Source organism: Mycobacterium tuberculosis H37Rv, assembly GCF_000195955.2.
GTDB lineage: Bacteria > Actinomycetota > Actinomycetes > Mycobacteriales > Mycobacteriaceae > Mycobacterium > Mycobacterium tuberculosis.
The window spans coordinates 2,835,781-2,858,725 of sequence record NC_000962.3 but is presented as its reverse complement, the minus strand read 5'-3'; the positions used below and the strand labels follow the sequence as shown (position 1 = coordinate 2,858,725).

The following is a 22,945-nucleotide window of genomic DNA, read 5'->3' as shown; positions in this document are numbered from 1 at the left end:
GATGTCGGACAGAAAGCCGGTTCGCGGACGACATCAGGCCCGTAAGCGCGCGGTGGCCCTGCTGTTCGAGGCCGAGGTCCGCGGCATCAGCGCGGCCGAGGTGGTCGACACCCGTGCCGCGCTGGCCGAAGCGAAGCCCGACATTGCCCGGCTACATCCGTACACGGCCGCGGTGGCTCGAGGGGTCAGTGAACACGCCGCCCACATCGACGACCTGATCACCGCGCATCTGCGGGGCTGGACGCTGGACCGGTTGCCCGCCGTGGATCGCGCCATTCTGCGCGTCTCGGTATGGGAGCTGCTCCACGCGGCGGATGTGCCGGAGCCGGTGGTCGTCGACGAGGCCGTCCAGCTGGCCAAGGAGCTGTCGACCGACGACTCGCCGGGCTTTGTCAACGGGGTGCTGGGCCAGGTCATGCTGGTGACCCCGCAGCTGCGTGCGGCCGCTCAAGCGGTGCGTGGGGGGGCGTGATGACCCGGCTCGAGCTGCGCGTCGTGGTCGCGGCCGTCCTGGCTGCGACGGTGGTGCTCGGTGCCGTGGTGTGCGCCGCCTACGGGCTGACCATTGTCGCCTCGGCAATGTCGATCTACGCGCTGGGTGTCGGCGCCTGGCTGTATCACGCGATCGAACGCCTGATCTTGGCACGCCGCATCAGCACTGTTCGCACGGCGGCAAAGCCGTTGCAGCCGCTGCTACCGGTGATGGCCGCCATCATGGGCCTGACGCAGGCCGTGGTGCGCTCGCTGGGTGACGTCACCGATCTGCCGGCACGCCGCCGGGAGCTTTCGCAGCTGCCGGTGCTGCGCTGGGTGGACAACTCCGGGAATCGGGCTAATCGGCGGATCGCGGACAGCGACGACTTAGCTGACTGACCCGGTCCTGCGCGCGATAATTGCCTGGTTGCACTCTACGGCGCTACCCGCACCAGAGAACAGGTGACGACATGAACCCAAACAGCGTCCGCCCGCGACGGCTGCATGTCTCCGCGCTGGCCGCGGTGGCCAACCCGTCCTACACCCGCCTGGACACCTGGAACCTGCTCGATGACGCGTGTCGTCACCTGGCGGAGGTCGACCTCGCCGGGCTCGACACCACACACGACGTGGCTCGGGCGAAGCGGCTGATGGACCGCATCGGCGCCTATGAGCGGTACTGGCTGTATCCGGGGGCACAGAATCTGGCGACTTTCCGCGCTCATCTGGATAGTCATTCCACGGTGCGGCTTACCGAGGAAGTGTCGTTGGCCGTACGACTGCTGTCCGAATACGGCGACCGCACAGCGCTGTTCGACACCTCCGCGTCACTGGCGGAGCAGGAGCTGGTAGCGCAGGCCAAACAGCAGCAGTTCTACACCGTGCTGCTCGCCGACGACTCCCCGGCGACGGCTCCGGACAGCTTGGCCGAGTGCCTGCGGCAGTTGCGCAATCCGGCCGACGAGGTGCAGTTCGAGTTGCTCGTGGTGGCCAGCATCGAAGATGCCATCACCGCGGTGGCGCTGAATGGCGAGATTCAGGCGGCGATCATCCGTCACGACCTGCCGCTGCGGTCCCGCGACCGGGTGCCGCTGATGACCACGCTGCTGGGCACCGATGGCGACGAAGCGGTGGCAAACGAGACCCACGACTGGGTGGAATGCGCCGAGTGGATCCGTGAGTTGCGGCCCCACATCGACCTCTATCTGCTCACCGACGAGTCGATCGCCGCCGAGACCCAGGACGAGCCCGACGTCTACGACCGCACCTTCTACCGGCTCAACGACGTCACCGACCTGCACAGCACGGTGCTCGCGGGTTTACGAAACCGTTATGCCACACCGTTTTTCGATGCGCTGCGGGCCTATGCGGCGGCGCCGGTCGGCCAATTTCATGCCCTTCCCGTCGCGCGCGGCGCCAGCATCTTCAACTCCAAGTCACTGCACGACATGGGCGAGTTCTACGGCCGCAACATCTTCATGGCCGAGACCTCGACAACCTCTGGTGGACTGGACTCGCTGCTGGACCCGCATGGCAACATCAAGACGGCGATGGACAAAGCCGCGGTGACCTGGAACGCCAACCAGACCTACTTCGTCACCAACGGAACATCGACCGCCAACAAGATCGTCGTGCAGGCCCTGACCCGCCCCGGCGACATCGTGCTCATCGACCGCAATTGCCACAAGTCGCACCACTACGGCCTGGTACTTGCCGGCGCGTACCCGATGTACCTCGACGCATATCCGCTGCCGCAGTACGCGATTTATGGTGCCGTGCCGTTGCGCACCATCAAGCAGGCGCTGCTGGACCTCGAGGCCGCCGGACAGCTGCACCGGGTGCGCATGCTGTTGCTCACCAACTGCACGTTTGACGGCGTGGTGTACAACCCGCGCCGGGTGATGGAGGAGGTGCTAGCGATCAAACCGGACATCTGCTTTTTGTGGGACGAGGCGTGGTATGCGTTTGCGACGGCGGTGCCCTGGGCCCGGCAGCGGACCGCGATGATTGCTGCCGAGCGACTCGAGCAGATGTTGTCCACTGCGGAATACGCTGAGGAATACCGGAATTGGTGTGCGTCGATGGACGGAGTGGACCGCTCCGAGTGGGTTGATCACCGGCTGTTGCCAGACCCCAACCGCGCTCGGGTCCGAGTGTATGCGACGCATTCGACTCACAAGTCGCTGTCCGCGCTACGGCAGGCATCGATGATCCACGTGCGCGACCAGGATTTCAAAGCGCTCACCCGGGACGCGTTCGGTGAGGCATTCTTGACCCACACCTCGACCTCGCCCAACCAGCAACTTCTCGCCTCGTTGGACTTGGCGCGCCGACAGGTTGACATCGAAGGGTTCGAGCTGGTCCGCCATGTTTACAACATGGCGCTGGTGTTCCGCCATCGCGTCCGCAAAGACCGGCTGATCAGCAAGTGGTTCCGCATCCTTGACGAGTCCGACCTGGTTCCCGATGCCTTTCGGTCCTCGACGGTCAGCTCGTACCGTCAGGTCAGGCAGGGGGCTCTGGCCGATTGGAACGAAGCCTGGCGGTCCGATCAATTCGTGCTCGATCCGACGCGGCTCACCCTGTTTATCGGGGCGACCGGGATGAACGGGTACGACTTCCGCGAGAAGATCCTGATGGAGCGATTCGGCATCCAGATCAACAAAACGTCTATCAACAGCGTGTTGCTGATCTTCACGATCGGCGTCACCTGGTCGAGCGTGCACTATCTGCTCGATGTGTTGCGTCGGGTGGCGATCGATCTGGACCGCAGCCAGAAGGCGGCCAGCGGGGCCGACCTTGCTCTACACCGACGCCACGTCGAGGAGATCACGCAGGATCTGCCGCATCTACCAGATTTCAGCGAGTTCGACCTTGCCTTCCGCCCCGACGACGCCAGCTCTTTCGGTGACATGCGGTCGGCTTTCTACGCCGGCTACGAAGAGGCCGACCGTGAGTACGTGCAGATCGGCTTGGCCGGGCGCCGGCTGGCTGAGGGCAAGACTCTGGTATCCACCACGTTCGTGGTGCCCTACCCGCCCGGCTTCCCGGTACTGGTGCCGGGTCAACTGGTTTCCAAGGAGATCATCTACTTTCTTGCCCAGCTCGACGTCAAAGAGATCCACGGATACAACCCCGACCTGGGGTTGTCGGTGTTCACCCAGGCGGCATTGGCCCGGATGGAGGCCGCGCGCAACGCCGTCGCCACGGTAGGTGCCGCGCTGCCGGCCTTCGAGGTACCGCGGGACGCTTCGGCTTTGAATGGCACCGTCAACGGCGACAGTGTGCTGCAGGGGGTCGCCGAAGACGCGTGAAAGCTGGCCCAAGCCCCGTAACATGATGCTATGCGCACCACGTTGCAGATTGATGATGATGTTCTAGAAGATGCTCGTAGCATCGCGCGGTCGGAGGGCAAGTCAGTCGGCGCGGTAATTTCTGAGTTGGCGCGTAGGTCGCTCCGTCCGGTTGGGATTGTCGAGGTTGACGGATTTCCGGTTTTTGATGTTCCGCCGGATGCGCCGACGGTGACTTCCGAGGATGTCGTCCGCGCGCTCGAGGACGACGTGTGACGGCACTGCTCGATGTCAATGTGCTGATCGCGCTGGGCTGGCCGAATCACGTTCACCATGCGGCCGCGCAGCGATGGTTCACGCAGTTCTCCTCGAATGGGTGGGCCACCACGCCGATCACCGAGGCAGGGTATGTCCGAATTTCAAGCAATCGCAGTGTGATGCAGGTGTCGACCACGCCGGCTATCGCGATCGCTCAGTTGGCGGCGATGACTTCTCTTGCCGGGCACACGTTTTGGCCTGACGATGTGCCACTGATCGTTGGGAGCGCCGGCGATCGCGATGCGGTGTCCAACCACCGTCGGGTCACCGACTGCCATCTCATCGCCTTGGCCGCGCGCTACGGGGGCCGGTTGGTCACATTCGATGCCGCACTGGCCGATTCAGCATCCGCAGGCCTCGTCGAGGTGTTGTAGTCACCGGGGATGGGCGGCTCGCCAGGCCTGCAGGATCTGCGGGCGCAGGCGCCCCCGGTCGGACACCGGCAGGCCGACGCTTTTGGCCCACGCGCGCAGCTCGGCGCTGCTGGGCTCGGGCTCGGCGGCAGCCGGCTCGAAAACCGTGGTGGCGTCGGCATCGTCGACGAACCAGGTGAGGGCGGCGGCTAGATAGCGGTAGGTGTATTCCTGGGCGAGCTTGCGGGTTTGGCAGAACACGATCGGCACGTTGGGAAAGCCGATCTGCAATTCGGCCAGCCCATCGGCGATCGCCGTCGGGCGGGCGAAGGAGTGCGCGAAGATCTCCGAGTAGCGGTCCTCGACCACCACGGCGGCCCGTGGCAGCGCGGCCAGTTCGGTCAGTTGGTATTTCAGGTTGCCGTTCAGCACGCCAGAAGTAAGGTCCGCCAACGCTTTACGCTCGACGGCCGCCACGAGTTGGCCGGCCACTTTCAGGCCGTAGTCGCCGCAGGGCAGGGCTTCCCGCGTCGTCTTCGCGGGTTTGTCGGCAAAGGTGTAGGGGTAGCGTTCGTGGGCGTCGACGACGATGTGCAGCTCGGGGATGCCGGCGGCGCGGGCGGTGGGGGTGCGCACGCCCGGCCGCGACTGTTTGCGCGTTTTGGGGCTCTGCCAGAACACCACCTGGCGGCCGCGCGCCATGGTGTGCACCAGTTGCGATCGGTTCTCCCGCGCGCGGGCGGCGACGACGTCGATGGCCGCGCCCCGGCGGCTGCAGCTGCGTAGCTCGACCCGGTCGACGACGACGGGGTCGGCGGGCCAGTCGGCGATGTCGAGGCGATGGCAATACAGCGCCTTGGTGCGCGGCCACACGTCTGAGGTGGCGAAGACCAGTCCCGCGCCCACCGGCAGCCGGATCAGGTAGGGCAGGCGCGAGTCTTCAGCGGGGTTGGCGGCGACGAGCAGCTCCACAGAGTGTGAGGGTACGGGCGGCGTACGGCAACGGTGAAGCAGGCACTCCGACGAACCCATCGTCACGTCGAAGGGGCAGGTGACGGTTCCGAAAGCGGTGCGCGACGCGCTCGGCCTGCAATCGGGTGATCGGGTTGTCTTCCGCGTTGAGGGCAATCGCCCGGTGCTTGCTCGGACGCCGGACTTCCTCGCCCCTGCCGGGACGATCCGGTGGCCGTCTTTCGATCGGTCTGTCGACCGGCTCAAGACGATCGAGGGGGTTGAGCCGCCGCCGGTCGGATCCCGGCGGAGCCGCGGACCGTGAGCCCAGGGCGGTGCTGTCGGCGGCCTGACGAGGCAAGGCCGATCGGCAGCGTTTGACGCCGAGCCCGACACCGCATTCGGTGTGGCACTGGACGACGGCGTGTCGCGGCTGCTGGCGACCCGGTGCGCGAGGTGCACGTTCCCTTGTGTCTCACCCGCCTCACGCGTCCCGGCATGGCAGGGATATGCCGACCTTTTAGGTCGGCGGGACCGGGTACACGTGGGGCAGATGAGGAAGATGCGACGCCTGCAGCGGGCCTGTCAGAACACGGAGCCCCGGATGGACTTACCCAACTTGGCCGGTTCGGAGGGCTGACAAGCCAGCTGGATAATGGCTCCCCATGACGATCCCTGATGCCCAGACGTTGATGCGGCCGATTCTCGCGTATCTTGCCGATGGACAAGCGAAGTCGGCCAAGGACGTCATCGCGGCGATGTCCGACGAGTTCGGTCTGTCCGACGACGAGCGGGCGCAGATGTTGCCCAGCGGTCGGCAAAGGACCATGTACGACAGGGTGCACTGGTCTCTCACTCACATGTCGCAGGCCGGATTGCTCGACCGTCCCACGCGGGGCCACGTCCAGGTCACGGACACGGGCCGTCAAGTCCTGAAGGCGCATCCCGAGCGCGTCGACATGGCTGTGCTGCGGGAGTTCCCGTCGTACATCGCTTTTCGTGAGCGAACCAAAGCCAAGCAGCCAGTCGACGCGACCGCCAAGCGACCGTCCGGGGACGATGTGCAGGTCTCACCCGAGGATCTCATCGACGCTGCGCTTGCGGAGAACCGGGCAGCCGTCGAGGGGGAGATCCTGAAGAAGGCACTCACGTTGTCGCCCACCGGGTTTGAAGATCTGGTTATCAGACTTTTGGAGGCGATGGGTTACGGGCGAGCCGGCGCGGTGGAACGGACGAGTGCCTCCGGTGACGCTGGCATCGACGGAATCATCAGCCAGGACCCGCTCGGGCTGGACCGCATCTACGTGCAGGCCAAGCGATACGCCGTCGACCAAACGATTGGCCGGCCGAAGATCCACGAGTTCGCCGGCGCCCTCCTGGGCAAGCAGGGCGACCGGGGCGTCTACATCACCACGTCATCGTTTTCCCGCGGTGCCCGCGAGGAAGCTGAGCGGATCAACGCCCGGATCGAACTCATCGACGGCGCTCGGCTGGCCGAGCTGCTCGTGCGGTATCGAGTCGGTGTCCAGGCGGTGCAGACCGTCGAACTCTTACGGCTCGACGAGGACTTTTTTGATGGCCTGTAAGGATTATCGCCTCCGCTCACGGATTCGGGCGAAGCTAGCGCCCGCGAGAGAGTTCGCATGCTTGAAACCCAGGCCGTACGACGGCAATTCGTTTGTAGTCACGGTCGTGGTGCAACACGCCGGCCCGGTGATGAAGCGCGGTTTCGGCGATGAATAGGTCCGGAAGCGGCGTTCGATGCCACATCCCACGGTGGTGGGCTAGGTCGCGCTGAAGGTGGCGAACCCGGTCAAAGATGTCGCTGGGTGCGCGAAGGATTTGATAGGCGCGCAGTGACGTTTGTTGGCTGTCGTAGTCGGTAGCTGACCGTGCTGAATACAGCCATTCAAGTTCGCCGATATCGCAGATGGCGAGGTCGGTGAGGTCGATGCCGGCTGGCGGCGTGGCGCCGGCCACGAGTCGCACGTGGGCACTCTTGTCCAGAATCCAGGTGGTCATCGCCACGCCTGCTCGGAGAGCAGCACGTCTGCGTCCACGTGAGTGCCGGCGTGCGCGAGATGGTCGACGATCCGCCGCCGGCGCGCGGCGGCCTGCTCGGCAGCCGCGGCCACCAGCTGCTGCAGCGCGCGCTCGACCGTCGCTCGCAATGTTTCCCCGGTGACGGCCTGGGCTGCCCGCACAAGATCTTCGTCCAGCTCAATCGTGGTCCTCTTTACGGTCATATGTACATACTAGTGTCTGATATGTGTGTCTAGTTGGACCTTTGAGGACACCTGCCCGGCAAGCGCACGGGGCTGCCTACGCCGAACGTGCAACCACGGCGGCGTCGCCCGGGCGTGTCGCCGCCACCAGTGCACATTCGGCGCAGCCAGCCCACGCTCGGCGCGCAGTGTGGGAACTACTCAACTGGTTGCACGTCCAGGTTCTGCCAGCGGGCGCGATCGTCGGACTCCCCCGTGGTAGTTGGTGAAGTTGCTGAGCACTTTGCAGCTAAGACGCCGCAAAGTTCTTATGCGTCGATATCCGCCTGGCCTCGAGTGCGGTGGCGCGACGATTTTGCCCATTGCGCCGTTGGGAGCGTAGGCGATCACACCGTAGTAGTGGTCGCAGGGAGAGGCGGCCTGCCCGAGACCGCACCGGTGTCGGTATGGCCGCATGCATGTGTTCTGCCAGTGTGATGCATCCGTGACCACTGAAACCAGTGTGACAGTTGTTGTTTTTGTCGTACCCTGTGGCATATGTCGGTCTCTCGGCGTGATGTGCTCAAATTCGCGGCGGCGACTCCGGGCGTGCTGGGTCTTGGCGTCGTTGCGTCGTCGTTGCGCGCCGCGCCGGCATCGGCCGGTTCGCTGGGCACCCTGTTGGACTACGCCGCCGGTGTCATCCCCGCCAGCCAGATCAGGGCTGCCGGCGCGGTGGGGGCAATCCGGTACGTGTCCGATCGGCGGCCTGGCGGCGCCTGGATGCTTGGCAAGCCGATCCAGCTCAGCGAGGCCCGTGACCTGAGCGGCAATGGGCTCAAGATCGTGTCCTGTTATCAATACGGCAAGGGGAGCACTGCCGACTGGCTGGGCGGTGCCAGCGCCGGCGTGCAGCACGCCAGACGGGGGTCGGAGCTGCATGCCGCTGCCGGCGGCCCGACGAGCGCCCCGATCTACGCCTCGATCGACGACAACCCATCATATGAGCAGTACAAGAACCAGATCGTGCCATATCTGCGGTCCTGGGAGTCGGTGATCGGACACCAGCGGACCGGCGTGTACGCCAACTCCAAAACCATCGACTGGGCCGTCAACGATGGCTTGGGCTCGTACTTCTGGCAGCACAACTGGGGCTCGCCCAAGGGATACACCCACCCGGCCGCGCATCTGCACCAGGTGGAGATCGATAAGCGCAAGGTTGGTGGGGTCGGGGTGGACGTCAACCAAATCCTGAAGCCCCAATTCGGGCAGTGGGCTTAGCCTGCCGCCCCGAGCCTGGCCCCCGCTGCACTACAGCAAACACTCGTTCGCCCGCTGCACGGCATTGCCAACCCCGGGCCAACGCCGCCAATGGCGCGGCCTTTGGGTCGGCGCGTCGGCACGCGCCCGGCGTAGAGCGAATTCCCAGCATAACGATTTGATAACAAAACTGCCTTGATCAGCGCAGTTATAGCTACTCCACCGTAACCACCTGCACGCAGGACGTTTGGTCAACACATACGCGCCGGCCGTCGAACCCGGCGTTACCCACGACACGGTTACCCGTACGTAGAACTCGCCAGTAACCGATCTGTGTAAACAAGGTGGACCGATCCTTATGAGACTCTTATAAGGCCGATGCAGCCCGTCGCGCTGCTCGACCCACGGGCCGGCCCACCGACAACACACCGGTCAGAGGATTTCGGCTGGGAGTCGGTGCGGAGTCGGGGATGCCCCGCACGGCAGCCTGGGCCGCTGTACGAACTGACACGTACCGATGCACATAGGGAGACATAGACCGTGACGATCCACGAGCACGACCGGGTGTCCGCTGATCGCGGCGGGGACAGCCCGCATACCACCCACGCTCTGGTCGATCGCCTCATGGCTGGTGAGCCCTACGCTGTCGCATTCGGTGGCCAGGGCAGCGCCTGGCTGGAAACCCTCGAAGAGCTGGTGTCGGCCACCGGGATAGAAACCGAGTTGGCGACGTTGGTCGGTGAGGCAGAGCTGTTGCTCGATCCGGTCACCGACGAGCTGATTGTGGTGCGCCCGATCGGTTTCGAGCCGCTGCAATGGGTACGCGCACTGGCGGCCGAGGACCCGGTTCCGTCCGACAAGCACCTGACGTCGGCCGCCGTGTCGGTGCCCGGCGTGTTGCTTACCCAGATCGCGGCGACCCGGGCGCTGGCCCGTCAAGGCATGGACCTCGTGGCCACCCCGCCGGTCGCCATGGCGGGGCATTCGCAAGGTGTGCTGGCGGTGGAAGCCCTCAAGGCTGGTGGGGCACGCGACGTCGAGCTGTTTGCCTTGGCCCAGTTGATCGGTGCCGCCGGAACGCTGGTGGCCCGCCGGCGCGGAATTTCCGTCCTGGGCGATCGCCCGCCGATGGTATCGGTCACCAACGCCGACCCCGAGCGCATCGGCCGGTTGCTCGACGAGTTCGCCCAGGACGTGCGCACGGTGCTGCCACCGGTGTTGTCCATCCGCAACGGCCGGCGTGCCGTCGTCATCACCGGCACCCCCGAGCAGCTGTCGCGTTTCGAGCTTTATTGCCGCCAGATCTCCGAGAAGGAAGAAGCCGACCGCAAGAACAAGGTCCGCGGCGGCGACGTCTTCTCGCCGGTCTTCGAGCCGGTGCAGGTGGAGGTGGGCTTTCACACCCCGCGGCTATCCGACGGGATCGACATCGTCGCGGGCTGGGCCGAGAAGGCGGGCCTCGATGTCGCCTTGGCTCGGGAGCTGGCCGATGCCATCTTGATCAGAAAGGTCGACTGGGTCGACGAGATCACCCGTGTCCACGCGGCCGGCGCCCGCTGGATCCTCGACCTGGGGCCGGGCGACATCCTGACCCGACTGACCGCACCGGTGATCCGCGGCCTGGGCATCGGCATCGTGCCGGCGGCTACCCGCGGTGGCCAGCGCAACCTGTTCACCGTCGGCGCCACCCCCGAGGTTGCCCGGGCCTGGTCGAGCTACGCACCGACCGTGGTTCGCCTCCCCGACGGCAGGGTCAAGCTCTCGACGAAGTTCACCCGGCTGACCGGCCGCTCGCCGATCCTGCTCGCGGGCATGACCCCGACCACCGTGGACGCCAAGATCGTCGCCGCGGCGGCCAACGCCGGGCACTGGGCCGAGCTGGCCGGCGGCGGGCAGGTCACCGAAGAGATCTTCGGTAACCGCATCGAACAAATGGCCGGCCTGCTCGAGCCGGGCCGCACCTATCAGTTCAACGCGCTGTTCCTCGATCCCTACCTGTGGAAGCTTCAGGTGGGCGGCAAGCGGTTGGTGCAGAAGGCCCGCCAGTCCGGCGCCGCGATCGACGGCGTGGTGATCAGCGCCGGCATCCCAGACCTCGACGAGGCCGTCGAGCTGATCGACGAACTGGGCGACATCGGCATCAGCCACGTCGTGTTCAAACCCGGGACCATCGAGCAGATCCGCTCGGTGATTCGCATCGCCACCGAGGTGCCCACCAAGCCGGTGATCATGCACGTCGAGGGCGGGCGCGCCGGCGGGCACCATTCCTGGGAGGATCTCGACGACCTGCTGCTGGCTACCTACTCGGAGTTGCGCTCACGCGCCAACATCACGGTGTGCGTCGGCGGCGGCATTGGCACCCCGAGAAGGGCTGCGGAATATTTGTCCGGGCGCTGGGCGCAGGCCTACGGCTTCCCATTGATGCCGATCGACGGCATCCTGGTCGGCACCGCGGCGATGGCCACCAAGGAATCCACCACGTCGCCATCGGTCAAGCGGATGCTCGTCGACACTCAGGGCACCGACCAATGGATCAGCGCCGGAAAAGCGCAGGGCGGCATGGCCTCCAGCCGCAGTCAGCTCGGTGCCGATATCCACGAGATCGACAACAGCGCATCCCGGTGCGGGCGGCTGCTCGACGAGGTGGCCGGTGACGCGGAGGCGGTCGCGGAGCGTCGCGACGAGATCATCGCGGCGATGGCCAAGACCGCCAAGCCCTACTTCGGCGACGTCGCCGACATGACCTACCTGCAGTGGCTGCGGCGCTACGTCGAACTGGCCATCGGGGAAGGCAACTCGACCGCCGACACCGCCTCGGTGGGCAGCCCGTGGCTGGCCGACACCTGGCGGGACCGCTTCGAGCAGATGCTGCAGCGTGCCGAAGCCCGGTTGCACCCACAGGATTTCGGCCCGATCCAGACGCTATTCACCGATGCTGGCCTGCTGGACAATCCGCAGCAGGCGATCGCCGCCCTGCTGGCGCGCTACCCCGACGCCGAGACCGTGCAGTTGCATCCCGCGGATGTGCCCTTTTTCGTGACGTTGTGCAAGACGCTGGGCAAGCCGGTCAACTTCGTGCCGGTGATCGACCAGGACGTGCGGCGCTGGTGGCGCAGCGACTCGCTGTGGCAGGCCCACGACGCCCGCTACGACGCCGATGCGGTGTGCATCATTCCGGGCACCGCGTCGGTAGCCGGCATCACCCGGATGGATGAACCCGTCGGTGAGTTGCTGGACCGTTTCGAGCAAGCCGCAATCGATGAAGTGCTCGGCGCCGGTGTCGAGCCGAAGGATGTCGCGTCGCGCCGGCTGGGCCGCGCCGACGTGGCCGGACCGTTGGCTGTCGTCCTCGACGCACCCGATGTGCGCTGGGCCGGTCGCACCGTGACCAACCCGGTGCATCGGATCGCCGACCCGGCCGAATGGCAGGTGCACGATGGACCCGAAAACCCGCGCGCCACACACTCATCCACCGGCGCCCGGCTGCAGACGCACGGCGACGACGTCGCCTTGAGCGTGCCCGTCTCGGGCACCTGGGTCGACATCCGATTCACGTTGCCGGCCAACACCGTCGATGGCGGCACCCCGGTGATCGCCACCGAGGACGCCACCAGCGCCATGCGCACGGTGCTGGCGATCGCCGCCGGTGTCGACAGCCCGGAGTTCTTGCCTGCGGTGGCCAACGGGACGGCCACTTTGACGGTGGACTGGCACCCCGAGCGTGTTGCCGACCACACCGGCGTCACCGCCACGTTCGGTGAGCCGCTGGCACCCAGCCTCACCAACGTGCCCGACGCGCTCGTCGGCCCTTGTTGGCCAGCGGTTTTCGCGGCCATCGGATCGGCGGTCACCGACACCGGTGAGCCGGTGGTGGAAGGCCTGCTGAGCCTGGTGCATCTGGACCACGCCGCCCGCGTGGTCGGTCAGCTGCCCACGGTCCCGGCCCAATTGACCGTCACCGCAACGGCTGCCAACGCAACCGATACGGACATGGGCCGCGTCGTGCCGGTCTCGGTCGTCGTTACCGGCGCCGATGGCGCCGTGATCGCCACTCTCGAGGAGCGATTCGCGATCCTGGGTCGCACCGGTTCCGCCGAGCTCGCCGACCCGGCGCGAGCCGGTGGCGCGGTGTCGGCGAACGCCACCGACACCCCGCGCCGTCGCCGCCGCGACGTCACGATCACCGCGCCGGTCGACATGCGCCCGTTCGCGGTGGTGTCCGGCGACCACAACCCCATTCACACCGACCGGGCCGCCGCGCTGCTTGCCGGCCTGGAGTCGCCGATCGTGCACGGCATGTGGCTGTCGGCCGCGGCGCAACACGCGGTGACCGCCACCGACGGGCAGGCCCGGCCACCGGCCCGGCTGGTCGGCTGGACCGCGCGGTTTTTGGGCATGGTGCGCCCCGGCGACGAGGTGGACTTCCGCGTCGAGCGCGTCGGAATCGACCAGGGCGCAGAGATTGTGGACGTGGCCGCGCGCGTCGGGTCGGATCTAGTGATGTCGGCCTCCGCGCGACTGGCCGCACCCAAGACGGTCTACGCATTCCCCGGCCAGGGCATCCAACACAAGGGCATGGGCATGGAGGTGCGCGCCCGCTCCAAGGCGGCCCGCAAGGTGTGGGACACCGCGGACAAGTTCACCCGCGACACCCTGGGCTTCTCGGTACTGCACGTGGTCCGCGACAACCCGACCAGCATCATCGCCAGCGGTGTGCACTACCACCACCCCGACGGGGTGCTCTACCTGACGCAGTTCACCCAGGTCGCGATGGCGACGGTGGCGGCCGCGCAGGTCGCCGAGATGCGTGAACAGGGAGCCTTCGTCGAAGGCGCCATCGCGTGCGGCCACTCGGTCGGCGAGTACACCGCGCTGGCCTGCGTGACCGGCATCTACCAACTGGAAGCCTTGCTGGAGATGGTGTTTCACCGCGGGTCGAAGATGCACGACATCGTTCCGCGCGACGAGCTCGGCCGCTCCAACTATCGGCTGGCGGCCATCCGGCCGTCCCAGATCGACCTCGACGACGCCGACGTGCCCGCGTTCGTCGCCGGGATCGCGGAGAGCACCGGTGAATTCCTGGAGATCGTGAATTTCAACCTGCGTGGCTCGCAATACGCGATCGCGGGCACGGTACGCGGCCTCGAGGCGCTCGAGGCCGAGGTGGAGCGGCGCCGCGAGCTCACCGGCGGCCGACGGTCGTTCATTTTGGTGCCCGGCATCGATGTTCCGTTCCACTCGCGAGTGCTGCGGGTCGGGGTGGCCGAATTCCGGCGCTCGCTGGACCGGGTCATGCCGCGCGACGCGGACCCCGACCTGATCATCGGGCGCTACATTCCCAACCTGGTGCCGCGGTTGTTCACCCTGGACCGCGACTTCATCCAGGAAATCCGGGATTTGGTGCCCGCCGAGCCGCTCGACGAGATCCTCGCCGACTACGACACCTGGCTTCGCGAGCGTCCGCGCGAGATGGCGCGCACGGTGTTCATCGAGCTGCTGGCATGGCAATTCGCCAGCCCGGTGCGCTGGATCGAGACGCAGGATCTGCTGTTCATCGAGGAGGCCGCCGGCGGGCTGGGTGTGGAGCGATTCGTCGAGATCGGTGTGAAGAGCTCACCGACGGTGGCGGGTCTTGCCACCAACACCCTCAAACTGCCCGAATACGCCCACAGCACAGTGGAAGTGCTCAACGCCGAGCGTGATGCCGCGGTGCTGTTCGCCACCGACACCGACCCGGAGCCGGAGCCGGAGGAAGACGAGCCGGTCGCGGAATCGCCCGCGCCGGACGTCGTCTCGGAAGCCGCCCCCGTCGCGCCGGCCGCTTCGTCGGCGGGCCCGCGTCCCGACGATCTGGTTTTCGACGCCGCCGATGCCACGCTGGCGCTGATCGCGCTCTCGGCCAAGATGCGCATCGACCAGATCGAAGAACTCGACTCCATCGAGTCCATCACCGACGGTGCGTCGTCGCGGCGCAACCAGCTGCTGGTGGACCTGGGCTCCGAGCTGAACCTCGGTGCCATTGACGGCGCCGCCGAATCGGACCTGGCCGGTCTGCGCTCACAGGTGACCAAACTGGCGCGCACCTACAAGCCTTACGGCCCAGTGCTTTCCGACGCCATCAACGACCAGCTTCGCACCGTCCTCGGACCGTCGGGCAAGCGGCCCGGCGCCATCGCCGAGCGGGTGAAGAAGACCTGGGAGCTCGGTGAGGGCTGGGCCAAGCATGTCACCGTCGAGGTCGCGCTGGGCACCCGCGAGGGCAGCAGCGTTCGCGGCGGCGCCATGGGCCACCTGCACGAGGGCGCGCTGGCCGATGCCGCCTCCGTCGACAAGGTCATCGACGCGGCGGTCGCATCGGTGGCCGCGCGCCAGGGCGTTTCGGTAGCGCTGCCGTCGGCCGGTAGTGGTGGCGGCGCCACCATCGACGCGGCCGCGCTCAGCGAGTTCACCGACCAAATCACCGGCCGTGAGGGCGTGCTGGCCTCCGCGGCCCGCCTGGTGCTGGGGCAGCTGGGACTGGACGACCCCGTCAACGCCTTGCCGGCCGCCCCCGATTCCGAGCTGATCGACTTGGTCACCGCCGAACTGGGAGCGGACTGGCCGCGGTTGGTGGCACCGGTGTTCGACCCCAAGAAGGCCGTCGTATTCGACGACCGCTGGGCCAGCGCCCGCGAGGACCTGGTGAAGCTGTGGCTGACCGACGAGGGCGACATCGACGCCGACTGGCCGCGCCTGGCGGAGCGCTTCGAGGGTGCCGGCCACGTCGTGGCGACCCAGGCTACCTGGTGGCAAGGTAAGTCGCTGGCCGCGGGCCGGCAGATCCATGCATCGCTGTACGGCCGCATCGCCGCCGGCGCCGAGAACCCCGAACCCGGCCGCTACGGCGGCGAAGTTGCCGTGGTGACCGGCGCTTCGAAGGGTTCGATCGCCGCGTCGGTGGTGGCTCGGCTGCTCGACGGCGGAGCCACCGTCATCGCGACCACCTCCAAGCTCGACGAGGAGCGGCTGGCGTTCTACCGCACGCTGTATCGCGACCACGCCCGTTACGGCGCGGCGCTGTGGCTGGTCGCGGCGAACATGGCGTCCTACTCCGACGTCGACGCCCTGGTCGAATGGATCGGCACCGAACAGACCGAAAGCCTTGGGCCGCAGTCGATTCACATCAAAGACGCGCAGACCCCGACGCTGCTGTTCCCGTTCGCGGCGCCACGCGTGGTCGGGGACCTGTCGGAGGCCGGTTCGCGCGCCGAGATGGAGATGAAAGTGCTGCTGTGGGCCGTGCAACGGCTGATCGGCGGCCTGTCGACGATCGGCGCCGAACGCGACATCGCGTCGCGGCTGCACGTGGTGCTGCCCGGCTCGCCCAACCGTGGCATGTTCGGCGGCGACGGCGCCTACGGCGAAGCCAAGTCCGCGCTGGATGCCGTGGTGAGCCGCTGGCACGCCGAGTCGTCCTGGGCGGCACGGGTCAGCCTGGCGCACGCGCTCATCGGCTGGACCCGCGGCACCGGGCTGATGGGCCACAACGATGCCATCGTGGCCGCCGTCGAAGAGGCCGGGGTCACCACCTACTCGACCGACGAGATGGCGGCGCTGCTGCTCGACCTGTGTGATGCGGAATCCAAGGTGGCTGCGGCGCGTTCGCCGATCAAGGCCGACCTGACCGGGGGCCTGGCCGAGGCCAACCTCGACATGGCCGAGCTGGCGGCCAAGGCGCGCGAGCAGATGTCGGCAGCGGCGGCCGTCGACGAGGACGCCGAGGCCCCTGGCGCCATCGCCGCGCTGCCGTCGCCGCCCCGGGGTTTCACCCCCGCACCGCCGCCGCAATGGGACGACCTCGATGTCGACCCGGCCGACCTGGTGGTGATCGTCGGCGGCGCCGAAATCGGCCCGTACGGCTCGTCACGCACCCGGTTCGAGATGGAGGTCGAAAACGAGCTGTCGGCGGCCGGCGTGCTGGAGCTGGCCTGGACCACTGGGTTGATCCGCTGGGAGGACGACCCGCAACCCGGTTGGTACGACACCGAATCCGGCGAAATGGTCGACGAATCCGAGTTGGTGCAGCGCTACCACGACGCCGTGGTGCAGCGCGTCGGCATTCGCGAATTCGTTGATGACGGCGCGATCGACCCCGACCACGCCTCGCCGCTGCTGGTGTCGGTGTTCCTGGAGAAGGACTTCGCGTTCGTGGTGTCCTCGGAGGCCGATGCGCGCGCCTTCGTCGAGTTCGATCCCGAGCACACGGTCATCCGGCCGGTGCCCGACTCCACCGACTGGCAGGTCATCCGCAAGGCCGGCACCGAGATCCGGGTGCCGCGAAAGACCAAGCTGTCCCGCGTCGTCGGCGGCCAGATCCCGACCGGGTTCGACCCGACGGTGTGGGGCATCAGCGCAGACATGGCCGGTTCCATCGACCGGTTGGCGGTATGGAACATGGTGGCGACCGTCGACGCGTTCCTGTCGTCCGGTTTCAGCCCGGCCGAGGTGATGCGTTACGTGCACCCGAGTTTGGTGGCCAACACCCAGGGCACCGGCATGGGCGGCGGCACGTCGATGCAGACGATGTACCACGGCAATCTGTTGGGCCGCAACAAGCCGAACGACATCTTCCAGGAAGTCTTGCCGAATATCATTGCCGCGCACGTGGTTCAGTCCTACGTCGGTAGCTACGGTGCGATGATCCACCCGGTAGCCGCGTGCGCCACCGCCGCGGTGTCGGTCGAGGAAGGTGTCGACAAGATCCGGTTGGGCAAGGCTCAACTGGTGGTGGCCGGCGGCCTGGATGACCTGACGCTGGAGGGCATCATCGGATTCGGTGACATGGCCGCCACCGCCGACACGTCCATGATGTGCGGCCGCGGCATCCACGACTCGAAGTTTTCCCGGCCCAACGACCGCCGCCGTCTGGGCTTCGTCGAAGCCCAAGGCGGCGGGACGATCCTGTTGGCCCGCGGGGACCTGGCGCTGCGGATGGGGCTGCCGGTGCTGGCGGTGGTGGCGTTCGCGCAGTCGTTCGGCGACGGCGTGCACACCTCGATCCCGGCCCCGGGCCTGGGCGCGCTGGGGGCGGGCCGCGGCGGCAAGGATTCACCGCTGGCGCGGGCGCTGGCCAAGCTGGGCGTGGCCGCCGACGACGTGGCGGTCATCTCCAAGCACGACACCTCGACGCTGGCCAACGATCCCAACGAGACCGAGTTGCATGAACGGCTCGCCGACGCCCTGGGCCGTTCCGAGGGCGCCCCGCTGTTCGTGGTGTCGCAGAAGAGCCTGACCGGCCACGCCAAGGGCGGCGCGGCGGTCTTCCAGATGATGGGGCTCTGCCAGATATTGCGGGATGGGGTGATCCCACCCAACCGCAGCCTCGACTGCGTCGACGACGAGCTGGCCGGCTCCGCGCATTTCGTGTGGGTGCGTGACACGTTGCGGCTCGGCGGCAAGTTCCCACTCAAGGCCGGCATGCTGACCAGCCTCGGGTTCGGCCATGTGTCGGGCCTGGTCGCGTTGGTGCATCCGCAGGCGTTCATCGCCTCGCTGGATCCCGCACAGCGCGCGGACTACCAGCGGCGTGCCGACGCCCGCCTGCTGGCCGGTCAGCGCCGGCTGGCCTCGGCGATTGCCGGTGGTGCGCCGATGTACCAGCGGCCCGGTGACCGTCGCTTCGACCACCACGCGCCCGAGCGGCCGCAGGAGGCGTCGATGCTGCTGAATCCGGCGGCCCGGCTGGGTGACGGCGAGGCGTATATCGGCTGACCCTGCCGTTGGGCGCCGAACGTGCGCTCAGGGCGACGGTGTTCGGCGTGTCGCCGCCATGGATACACGCTCGCCGCGTGCTCCTTGGCCTGACTGCCCGGCATCTCTTCGGTCCGTCCCCCGCAAGCGGGAGGTGCCCCCAACGCGGACCGCATCGTCGCCGGACTGGGCCATCGATTAACGTGGCCGCCCATGGGCATCGTCGGTGTGGGGATCGACCTGGTCTCCATTCCCGATTTCGCCGAGCAGGTCGACCAGCCCGGAACGGTGTTCGCCGAGACCTTCACCCCGGGTGAGCGCCGGGACGCCTCGGACAAGAGTTCGTCGGCGGCCCGGCACCTGGCGGCCCGCTGGGCCGCGAAGGAGGCGGTGATCAAGGCCTGGTCCGGATCGCGGTTCGCGCAGCGGCCGGTGTTGCCGGAGGACATCCACCGCGATATCGAGGTGGTCACCGATATGTGGGGCAGGCCGCGGGTCAGGCTGACCGGGGCCATCGCTGAGTATTTGGCCGACGTGACGATCCATGTGTCGCTGACCCACGAAGGGGATACCGCGGCCGCGGTCGCCATCCTGGAGGCCCCGTGAGCGCGAGCAGACGCAGAATCGCATCGAAATCCGGATTTTCATGCGACTCTGCGTCTGCTCGCGAGCTGGTTGAGCGCGTCCGTGAGGTGTTGCCGTCGGTGCGGTGTGATCTCGAGGAGCTGGTCCGCATCGAATCGGTGTGGGCCGACCCAGATCGGCGCGACGAGGTTCACCGCAGCGCGCGTGCGGTGGCAGACCTGTTGTCGCAGGCCGGTTTTGACGACGTGCGGATTGTCAGCGAGCGCGGTGCGCCGGCGGTGATCGCGCGGTACCCGGCGCCGCCGGGGGCGCCGACGGTGCTGCTCTATGCCCACCACGACGTCCAGCCCGAGGGTGACCGCGGGCAATGGGTGTCGCCGCCGTTCGAGCCGACCGAGCGTGGTGGGCGGCTCTACGGGCGGGGCACCGCCGATGACAAGGCAGGTATCGCCACGCATGTGGCCGCATTCTGGGCACACGGCGGCAGACCGCCGGTGGGCGTCACGGTCTTTGTCGAGGGTGAAGAAGAATCCGGGTCGCCGTCACTGGGCCGGTTGCTCGCCGCCCACCGTGACGCGCTGGCAGCCGACGTGATCGTCATCGCCGACTCGGACAATTGGAGCACCGACATCCCGGCTTTGACGGTGTCGCTACGCGGAATGGCCGACTGCGTCGTCGAGGTCGCCACCCTCGACCACGGGCTGCACTCCGGGTTGTGGGGCGGCGTCGTTCCCGACGCGCTGACCGTGCTAGTGCGGCTGTTGGCCAGCCTGCACGACGACGACGGCAACGTGGCCGTGGCGGGCATGCACGAAAGCACCGCGGCGCGTGTGGATTACCCGGCTGGACGGGTACGCGCTGAGTCGGGTCTACTGGACGGAGTATCGGAAATCGGCACGGGCTCGGTGCCGCAGCGGCTCTGGGCGAAGCCGGCGATCACCGTAATCGGCATCGACACCACATCCGTTGCGGCAGCGTCCAATACGCTGATCCCGCGGGCCCGGGCCAAGATCAGTATTCGGGTGGCGCCTGGAGGCGATGCCACGGCGCACCTGGACGCGGTGGAGGCCCATCTGCGGCGGCACGCCCCCTGGGGCGCCCAGGTCACTGTCACGCGCGGCGAGGTCGGACAGCCCTACGCCATCGAGGCGAGCGGCCCTGTCTATGATGCGGCGCGGTCGGCGTTTCGGCAGGCGTGGGGTGCCGATCCGATCGATATGGGAATGGGCGGGTCGATCCCGTTCATCGCCGAGTTCGCCGCCGCGTTCCCGCAGGCGACCATCCTTGTCACCGGGGTAGAAGACCCCGGAACGCAGGCGCACAGTGTCAATGAAAGCCTGCATCTGGGTGTGCTGGAACGCGCGGCGACCGCCGAAGCGCTGCTGCTGGCCAAGCTCGCGGCTATACCGACAGGTCGCGCCGAAGCTTAGCGACGTGGCCGGTGGCCTTGACGTTGTACTGCGCGACGACGATCTTTCCGTCTTCATCGACGACGAAGGTGGACCGGATCACCCCCTGCACCGTCTTGCCATACATCTGCTTCTCCCCGTAGGCACCCCAGGCCGTCAACACCTCGCGGTCGGGATCAGACAGCAGCGGAAACGTCAGGCCCTGGGCATCGCGGAACGTAGCGAGCTTCTCCGGCTTGTCGGGGGAGATACCGACGACGTTGAGGCCGGCAGTGGTGAAATCGCCCAGATTGTCGCGAAAATCACAAGCCTGCTTGGTGCATCCCGGTGTCGAGGCCGCCGGGTAGAAGTACACGATGACGCGGCGTCCTCGGTAGTCGGCCAGCGACACGTTGTTGCCGTCGGCATCGGGCAGGGTGAAGGCAGGGGCTTTGTCTCCGGGGGTCAGACGCGTGGTTTTGGTCACTGATCTAGGGTAGTTCGGCGGGCGACGCAGGCCGGCAGTGGGCGACTGGAGAACTTGGAGGACAGCACGTGGTGGACCGCGATCCCAATACCATCAAGCAGGAGATCGACCAAACCCGCGACCAACTGGCGGCGACCATCGATTCCCTCGCCGAGCGCGCCAACCCCCGCCGCCTCGCCGACGACGCAAAAACTCGGGTGATCGCCTTCCTCAGGAAGCCCATCGTGACCGTGTCACTGGTCGGGATCGGGTCTGTGGTCGTCGTCGTGGTCATCCACAAGATCAGGAATCGCTGACCAACCCGGAGTTACCGATGGGAAACCCATTGCAGTGCACCATGATTGCGCACTCCGCACTTAGCCGAGGTTCTGGACGAACGTGACGCCCTTATGGCGCGGCGGTTCTGGACCCGGCGGAAAGCTACGGTGGCGGGTAATTGAACACCACCGTCCCGACACCGCTAGGGTTGTTCGAGATATATACCGGTCCCAGCAGGAACGGGGTTAGACCGGTGTTGAGTCGGGGGTCTGCCGTGACCACTGGGCTGTTGCTCGCGGTTGTCGTGTACTGATACAGCAGCGTCTGGTTGTCATGTATTGAGATTGAGATAACCGTGCCCGGCGGGGCGTAACCGGTTGTCTGGCCCGTGCCGAGAATCACCGCCGGAAGCGTTCCGTGGTTGCCGCCCGAATCGAAAATCGAGGGGAGTGACCAGTAGCCCCCGTTGGGGTCGTAGCCGCCGATCTGAACGTTCAGCACGGTGATCGGTGCCCCGGTCACGGAGGTGATTGGAGTGCCCGTGTTGGGGCCGAACTGCATGTAGCCGCCGGGAATGTCGATGAGGGTGCCTTCGTTGAGTTGGCCCGGCAAATCGGTCGTGACAACGTTGCCGGGCCCGCTGACGGCATACGACCCCACATTCGGCCCGATGCCCAGTATGCCGTTTCCGTTGGGTCCGAAAGCGCCGCCGGAAGCGATGAGGACCAGGCTGTCAAGGTTTCGCGGGTACGGCAGGATACCGACATGGACGGAGGTCGGTGTGGTAGCGGCGCCGCCACCGAAATCGACCGTCGTGGGCACGTCGGCGTAGACGATGCTCACGCCATTGCCGTAGTGAACGACATCGAACCCGGTGGGCAAGCCCAGGTTCTGCCACCCGATTTTCCAGAATGGGATGACGAGACTCGAGGATCCCGTGTCCAGCAGTATGGGGACAGTTGGCCCGCGGTTGACCAAGAGGTTCACCAGCGGAAAGTTGTTTTCCACGCGCAGGGGGACGGCAACGTTAACTGGGTCGCCGGTGCCAGCGGCGCCGTTGTTGCCCCATAACCAGCCGCCGAGGCCTCCAGTCCCGCCGCCGGCGCCGGGCCCGCCGGCGCCCCCGGCGCCACCGTTACCGATAAATCCGGCCGACCCGCCGGCTCCGCCGACAGCTCCGGGCGTGGTCTGGGAGTAGCCGTTTCCGCCGTCGCCGTACAGGATTCCGCCGGGCTCGCCGATGGGGCTGGCAGCCGTGCCGTCAGCTCCGTCGCCGATCAGCGAGCGTCCGAACATGAACTCGGTGGGCGCATTGATCACACCCAGTACACCTTGTGTCGCGGTCTGCACGAGCGACGCACCCGTGGCTTCGGCCGTCTGATACGACGCTGCCGCCGAGTTCAGTGCTTGCGCGAACTGCTGATCAAGCGAGGCGAACCGCACACTCAGCGTCTGATACTCCCGGCCGTAGTTGGCGAATAGCGCTGCGGCCGCTGCGGATACCTCGTCTTCGGCGGCGGCCACCAATAGGGTGGTGGGGGCCGCGGCCGCGGCGTTCGCCGCGCTCAGCGCCGAGCCGATGCTTTGCACCTCCGCCGCTGCTGACGCCAGCCAGTCCGGAGCCACGATCAGACGCGACACAACT

The 22,945-nt window shown here is 66.9% G+C and carries 16 protein-coding genes; 11 read left to right on the top strand and 5 right to left on the bottom strand.

What is annotated here, in order from left to right; translation table 11 throughout:
• Position 1 precedes the first annotated feature (1 nt).
• The 5 genes from nusB to vapC39 all read left to right on the top strand — a co-directional run bounded on the left by nusB (position 2) and on the right by vapC39 (position 4,459).
• On the top strand, positions 2 to 472 hold the full coding sequence (gene nusB, locus Rv2533c; RefSeq protein NP_217049.1) for a N utilization substance protein B: 471 nt from the start codon (positions 2 to 4) through the stop codon (positions 470 to 472).
• The gene (locus tag Rv2532c; RefSeq protein NP_217048.1) at positions 472 to 873 is read left to right on the top strand and encodes a hypothetical protein; all 402 of its coding nucleotides are present in this window, start codon (positions 472 to 474) and stop codon (positions 871 to 873) included. The genes nusB and Rv2532c overlap by 1 nt, the downstream gene beginning before the upstream one ends.
• A gap of 71 nt (positions 874 to 944) precedes the next feature.
• Positions 945 to 3,788, top strand: coding sequence for an amino acid decarboxylase (locus tag Rv2531c; RefSeq protein YP_177889.1), 2,844 nt, complete (start codon positions 945 to 947; stop codon positions 3,786 to 3,788).
• 30 nt (positions 3,789 to 3,818) lie between these two features.
• Positions 3,819 to 4,043, top strand: a complete 225-nt coding sequence (gene vapB39 / locus Rv2530A) for an antitoxin VapB39 (RefSeq protein YP_177672.1) — start codon at positions 3,819 to 3,821, stop codon at positions 4,041 to 4,043.
• Entirely contained in the window at positions 4,040 to 4,459 is a 420-nt protein-coding gene (gene vapC39 / locus Rv2530c; RefSeq protein ID NP_217046.1) for a ribonuclease VapC39, read from the top strand. The genes vapB39 and vapC39 overlap by 4 nt, the downstream gene beginning before the upstream one ends.
• Here vapC39 and Rv2529 read toward each other — a convergent pair whose 3' ends face one another.
• Positions 4,460 to 5,851: a hypothetical protein gene (locus Rv2529; protein ID NP_217045.1), complete on the bottom strand. Its 1,392-nt coding sequence runs from the start codon at positions 5,849 to 5,851 to the stop codon at positions 4,460 to 4,462.
• A gap of 203 nt (positions 5,852 to 6,054) precedes the next feature.
• On the opposite strand from Rv2529, the gene mrr reads away from it, so the two are divergent.
• Positions 6,055 to 6,975, top strand: a complete 921-nt coding sequence (gene mrr / locus Rv2528c; protein ID NP_217044.1) for a restriction system protein — start codon at positions 6,055 to 6,057, stop codon at positions 6,973 to 6,975.
• Positions 6,976 to 7,009: 34 nt separating this feature from the next.
• Here mrr and vapC17 read toward each other — a convergent pair whose 3' ends face one another.
• Complete coding sequence (vapC17, locus tag Rv2527; protein ID NP_217043.1) at positions 7,010 to 7,411, bottom strand: ribonuclease VapC17; 402 nt, start codon at positions 7,409 to 7,411, stop codon at positions 7,010 to 7,012.
• Complete coding sequence (gene vapB17, locus Rv2526) at positions 7,408 to 7,635, bottom strand: antitoxin VapB17 (RefSeq protein ID NP_217042.1); 228 nt, start codon at positions 7,633 to 7,635, stop codon at positions 7,408 to 7,410. The genes vapC17 and vapB17 overlap by 4 nt, the downstream gene beginning before the upstream one ends.
• Positions 7,636 to 8,151: 516 nt before the next feature.
• Here vapB17 and Rv2525c point away from each other — a divergent pair.
• From Rv2525c to Rv2522c, 4 genes are all read left to right on the top strand, one after another.
• Positions 8,152 to 8,874, top strand: a complete 723-nt coding sequence (locus Rv2525c; RefSeq protein NP_217041.1) for a hypothetical protein — start codon at positions 8,152 to 8,154, stop codon at positions 8,872 to 8,874.
• A gap of 519 nt (positions 8,875 to 9,393) precedes the next feature.
• Positions 9,394 to 18,603: a fatty acid synthase gene (fas, locus tag Rv2524c; protein ID NP_217040.1), complete on the top strand. Its 9,210-nt coding sequence runs from the start codon at positions 9,394 to 9,396 to the stop codon at positions 18,601 to 18,603.
• Positions 18,604 to 18,795: 192 nt separating this feature from the next.
• Positions 18,796 to 19,188, top strand: coding sequence for a holo-ACP synthase (gene acpS / locus Rv2523c; RefSeq protein NP_217039.1), 393 nt, complete (start codon positions 18,796 to 18,798; stop codon positions 19,186 to 19,188).
• A complete protein-coding gene (locus Rv2522c; RefSeq protein NP_217038.1) occupies positions 19,185 to 20,597 on the top strand; it encodes a hypothetical protein in 1,413 nt (470 codons plus the stop codon). The genes acpS and Rv2522c overlap by 4 nt, the downstream gene beginning before the upstream one ends.
• Here the strand turns inward: Rv2522c and bcp are convergent.
• On the bottom strand, positions 20,569 to 21,042 hold the full coding sequence (gene bcp / locus Rv2521; RefSeq protein ID NP_217037.1) for a peroxiredoxin: 474 nt from the start codon (positions 21,040 to 21,042) through the stop codon (positions 20,569 to 20,571). The genes Rv2522c and bcp overlap by 29 nt on opposite strands.
• A 68-nt stretch (positions 21,043 to 21,110) precedes the next feature.
• Between bcp and Rv2520c the strand changes: the two genes are divergently transcribed.
• On the top strand, positions 21,111 to 21,338 hold the full coding sequence (locus Rv2520c; RefSeq protein NP_217036.1) for a membrane protein: 228 nt from the start codon (positions 21,111 to 21,113) through the stop codon (positions 21,336 to 21,338).
• Positions 21,339 to 21,462: 124 nt separating this feature from the next.
• Here Rv2520c and PE26 read toward each other — a convergent pair whose 3' ends face one another.
• A complete protein-coding gene (gene PE26 / locus Rv2519) occupies positions 21,463 to 22,941 on the bottom strand; it encodes a PE family protein PE26 (RefSeq protein ID YP_177888.1) in 1,479 nt (492 codons plus the stop codon).
• Positions 22,942 to 22,945: the final 4 nt, after the last annotated feature.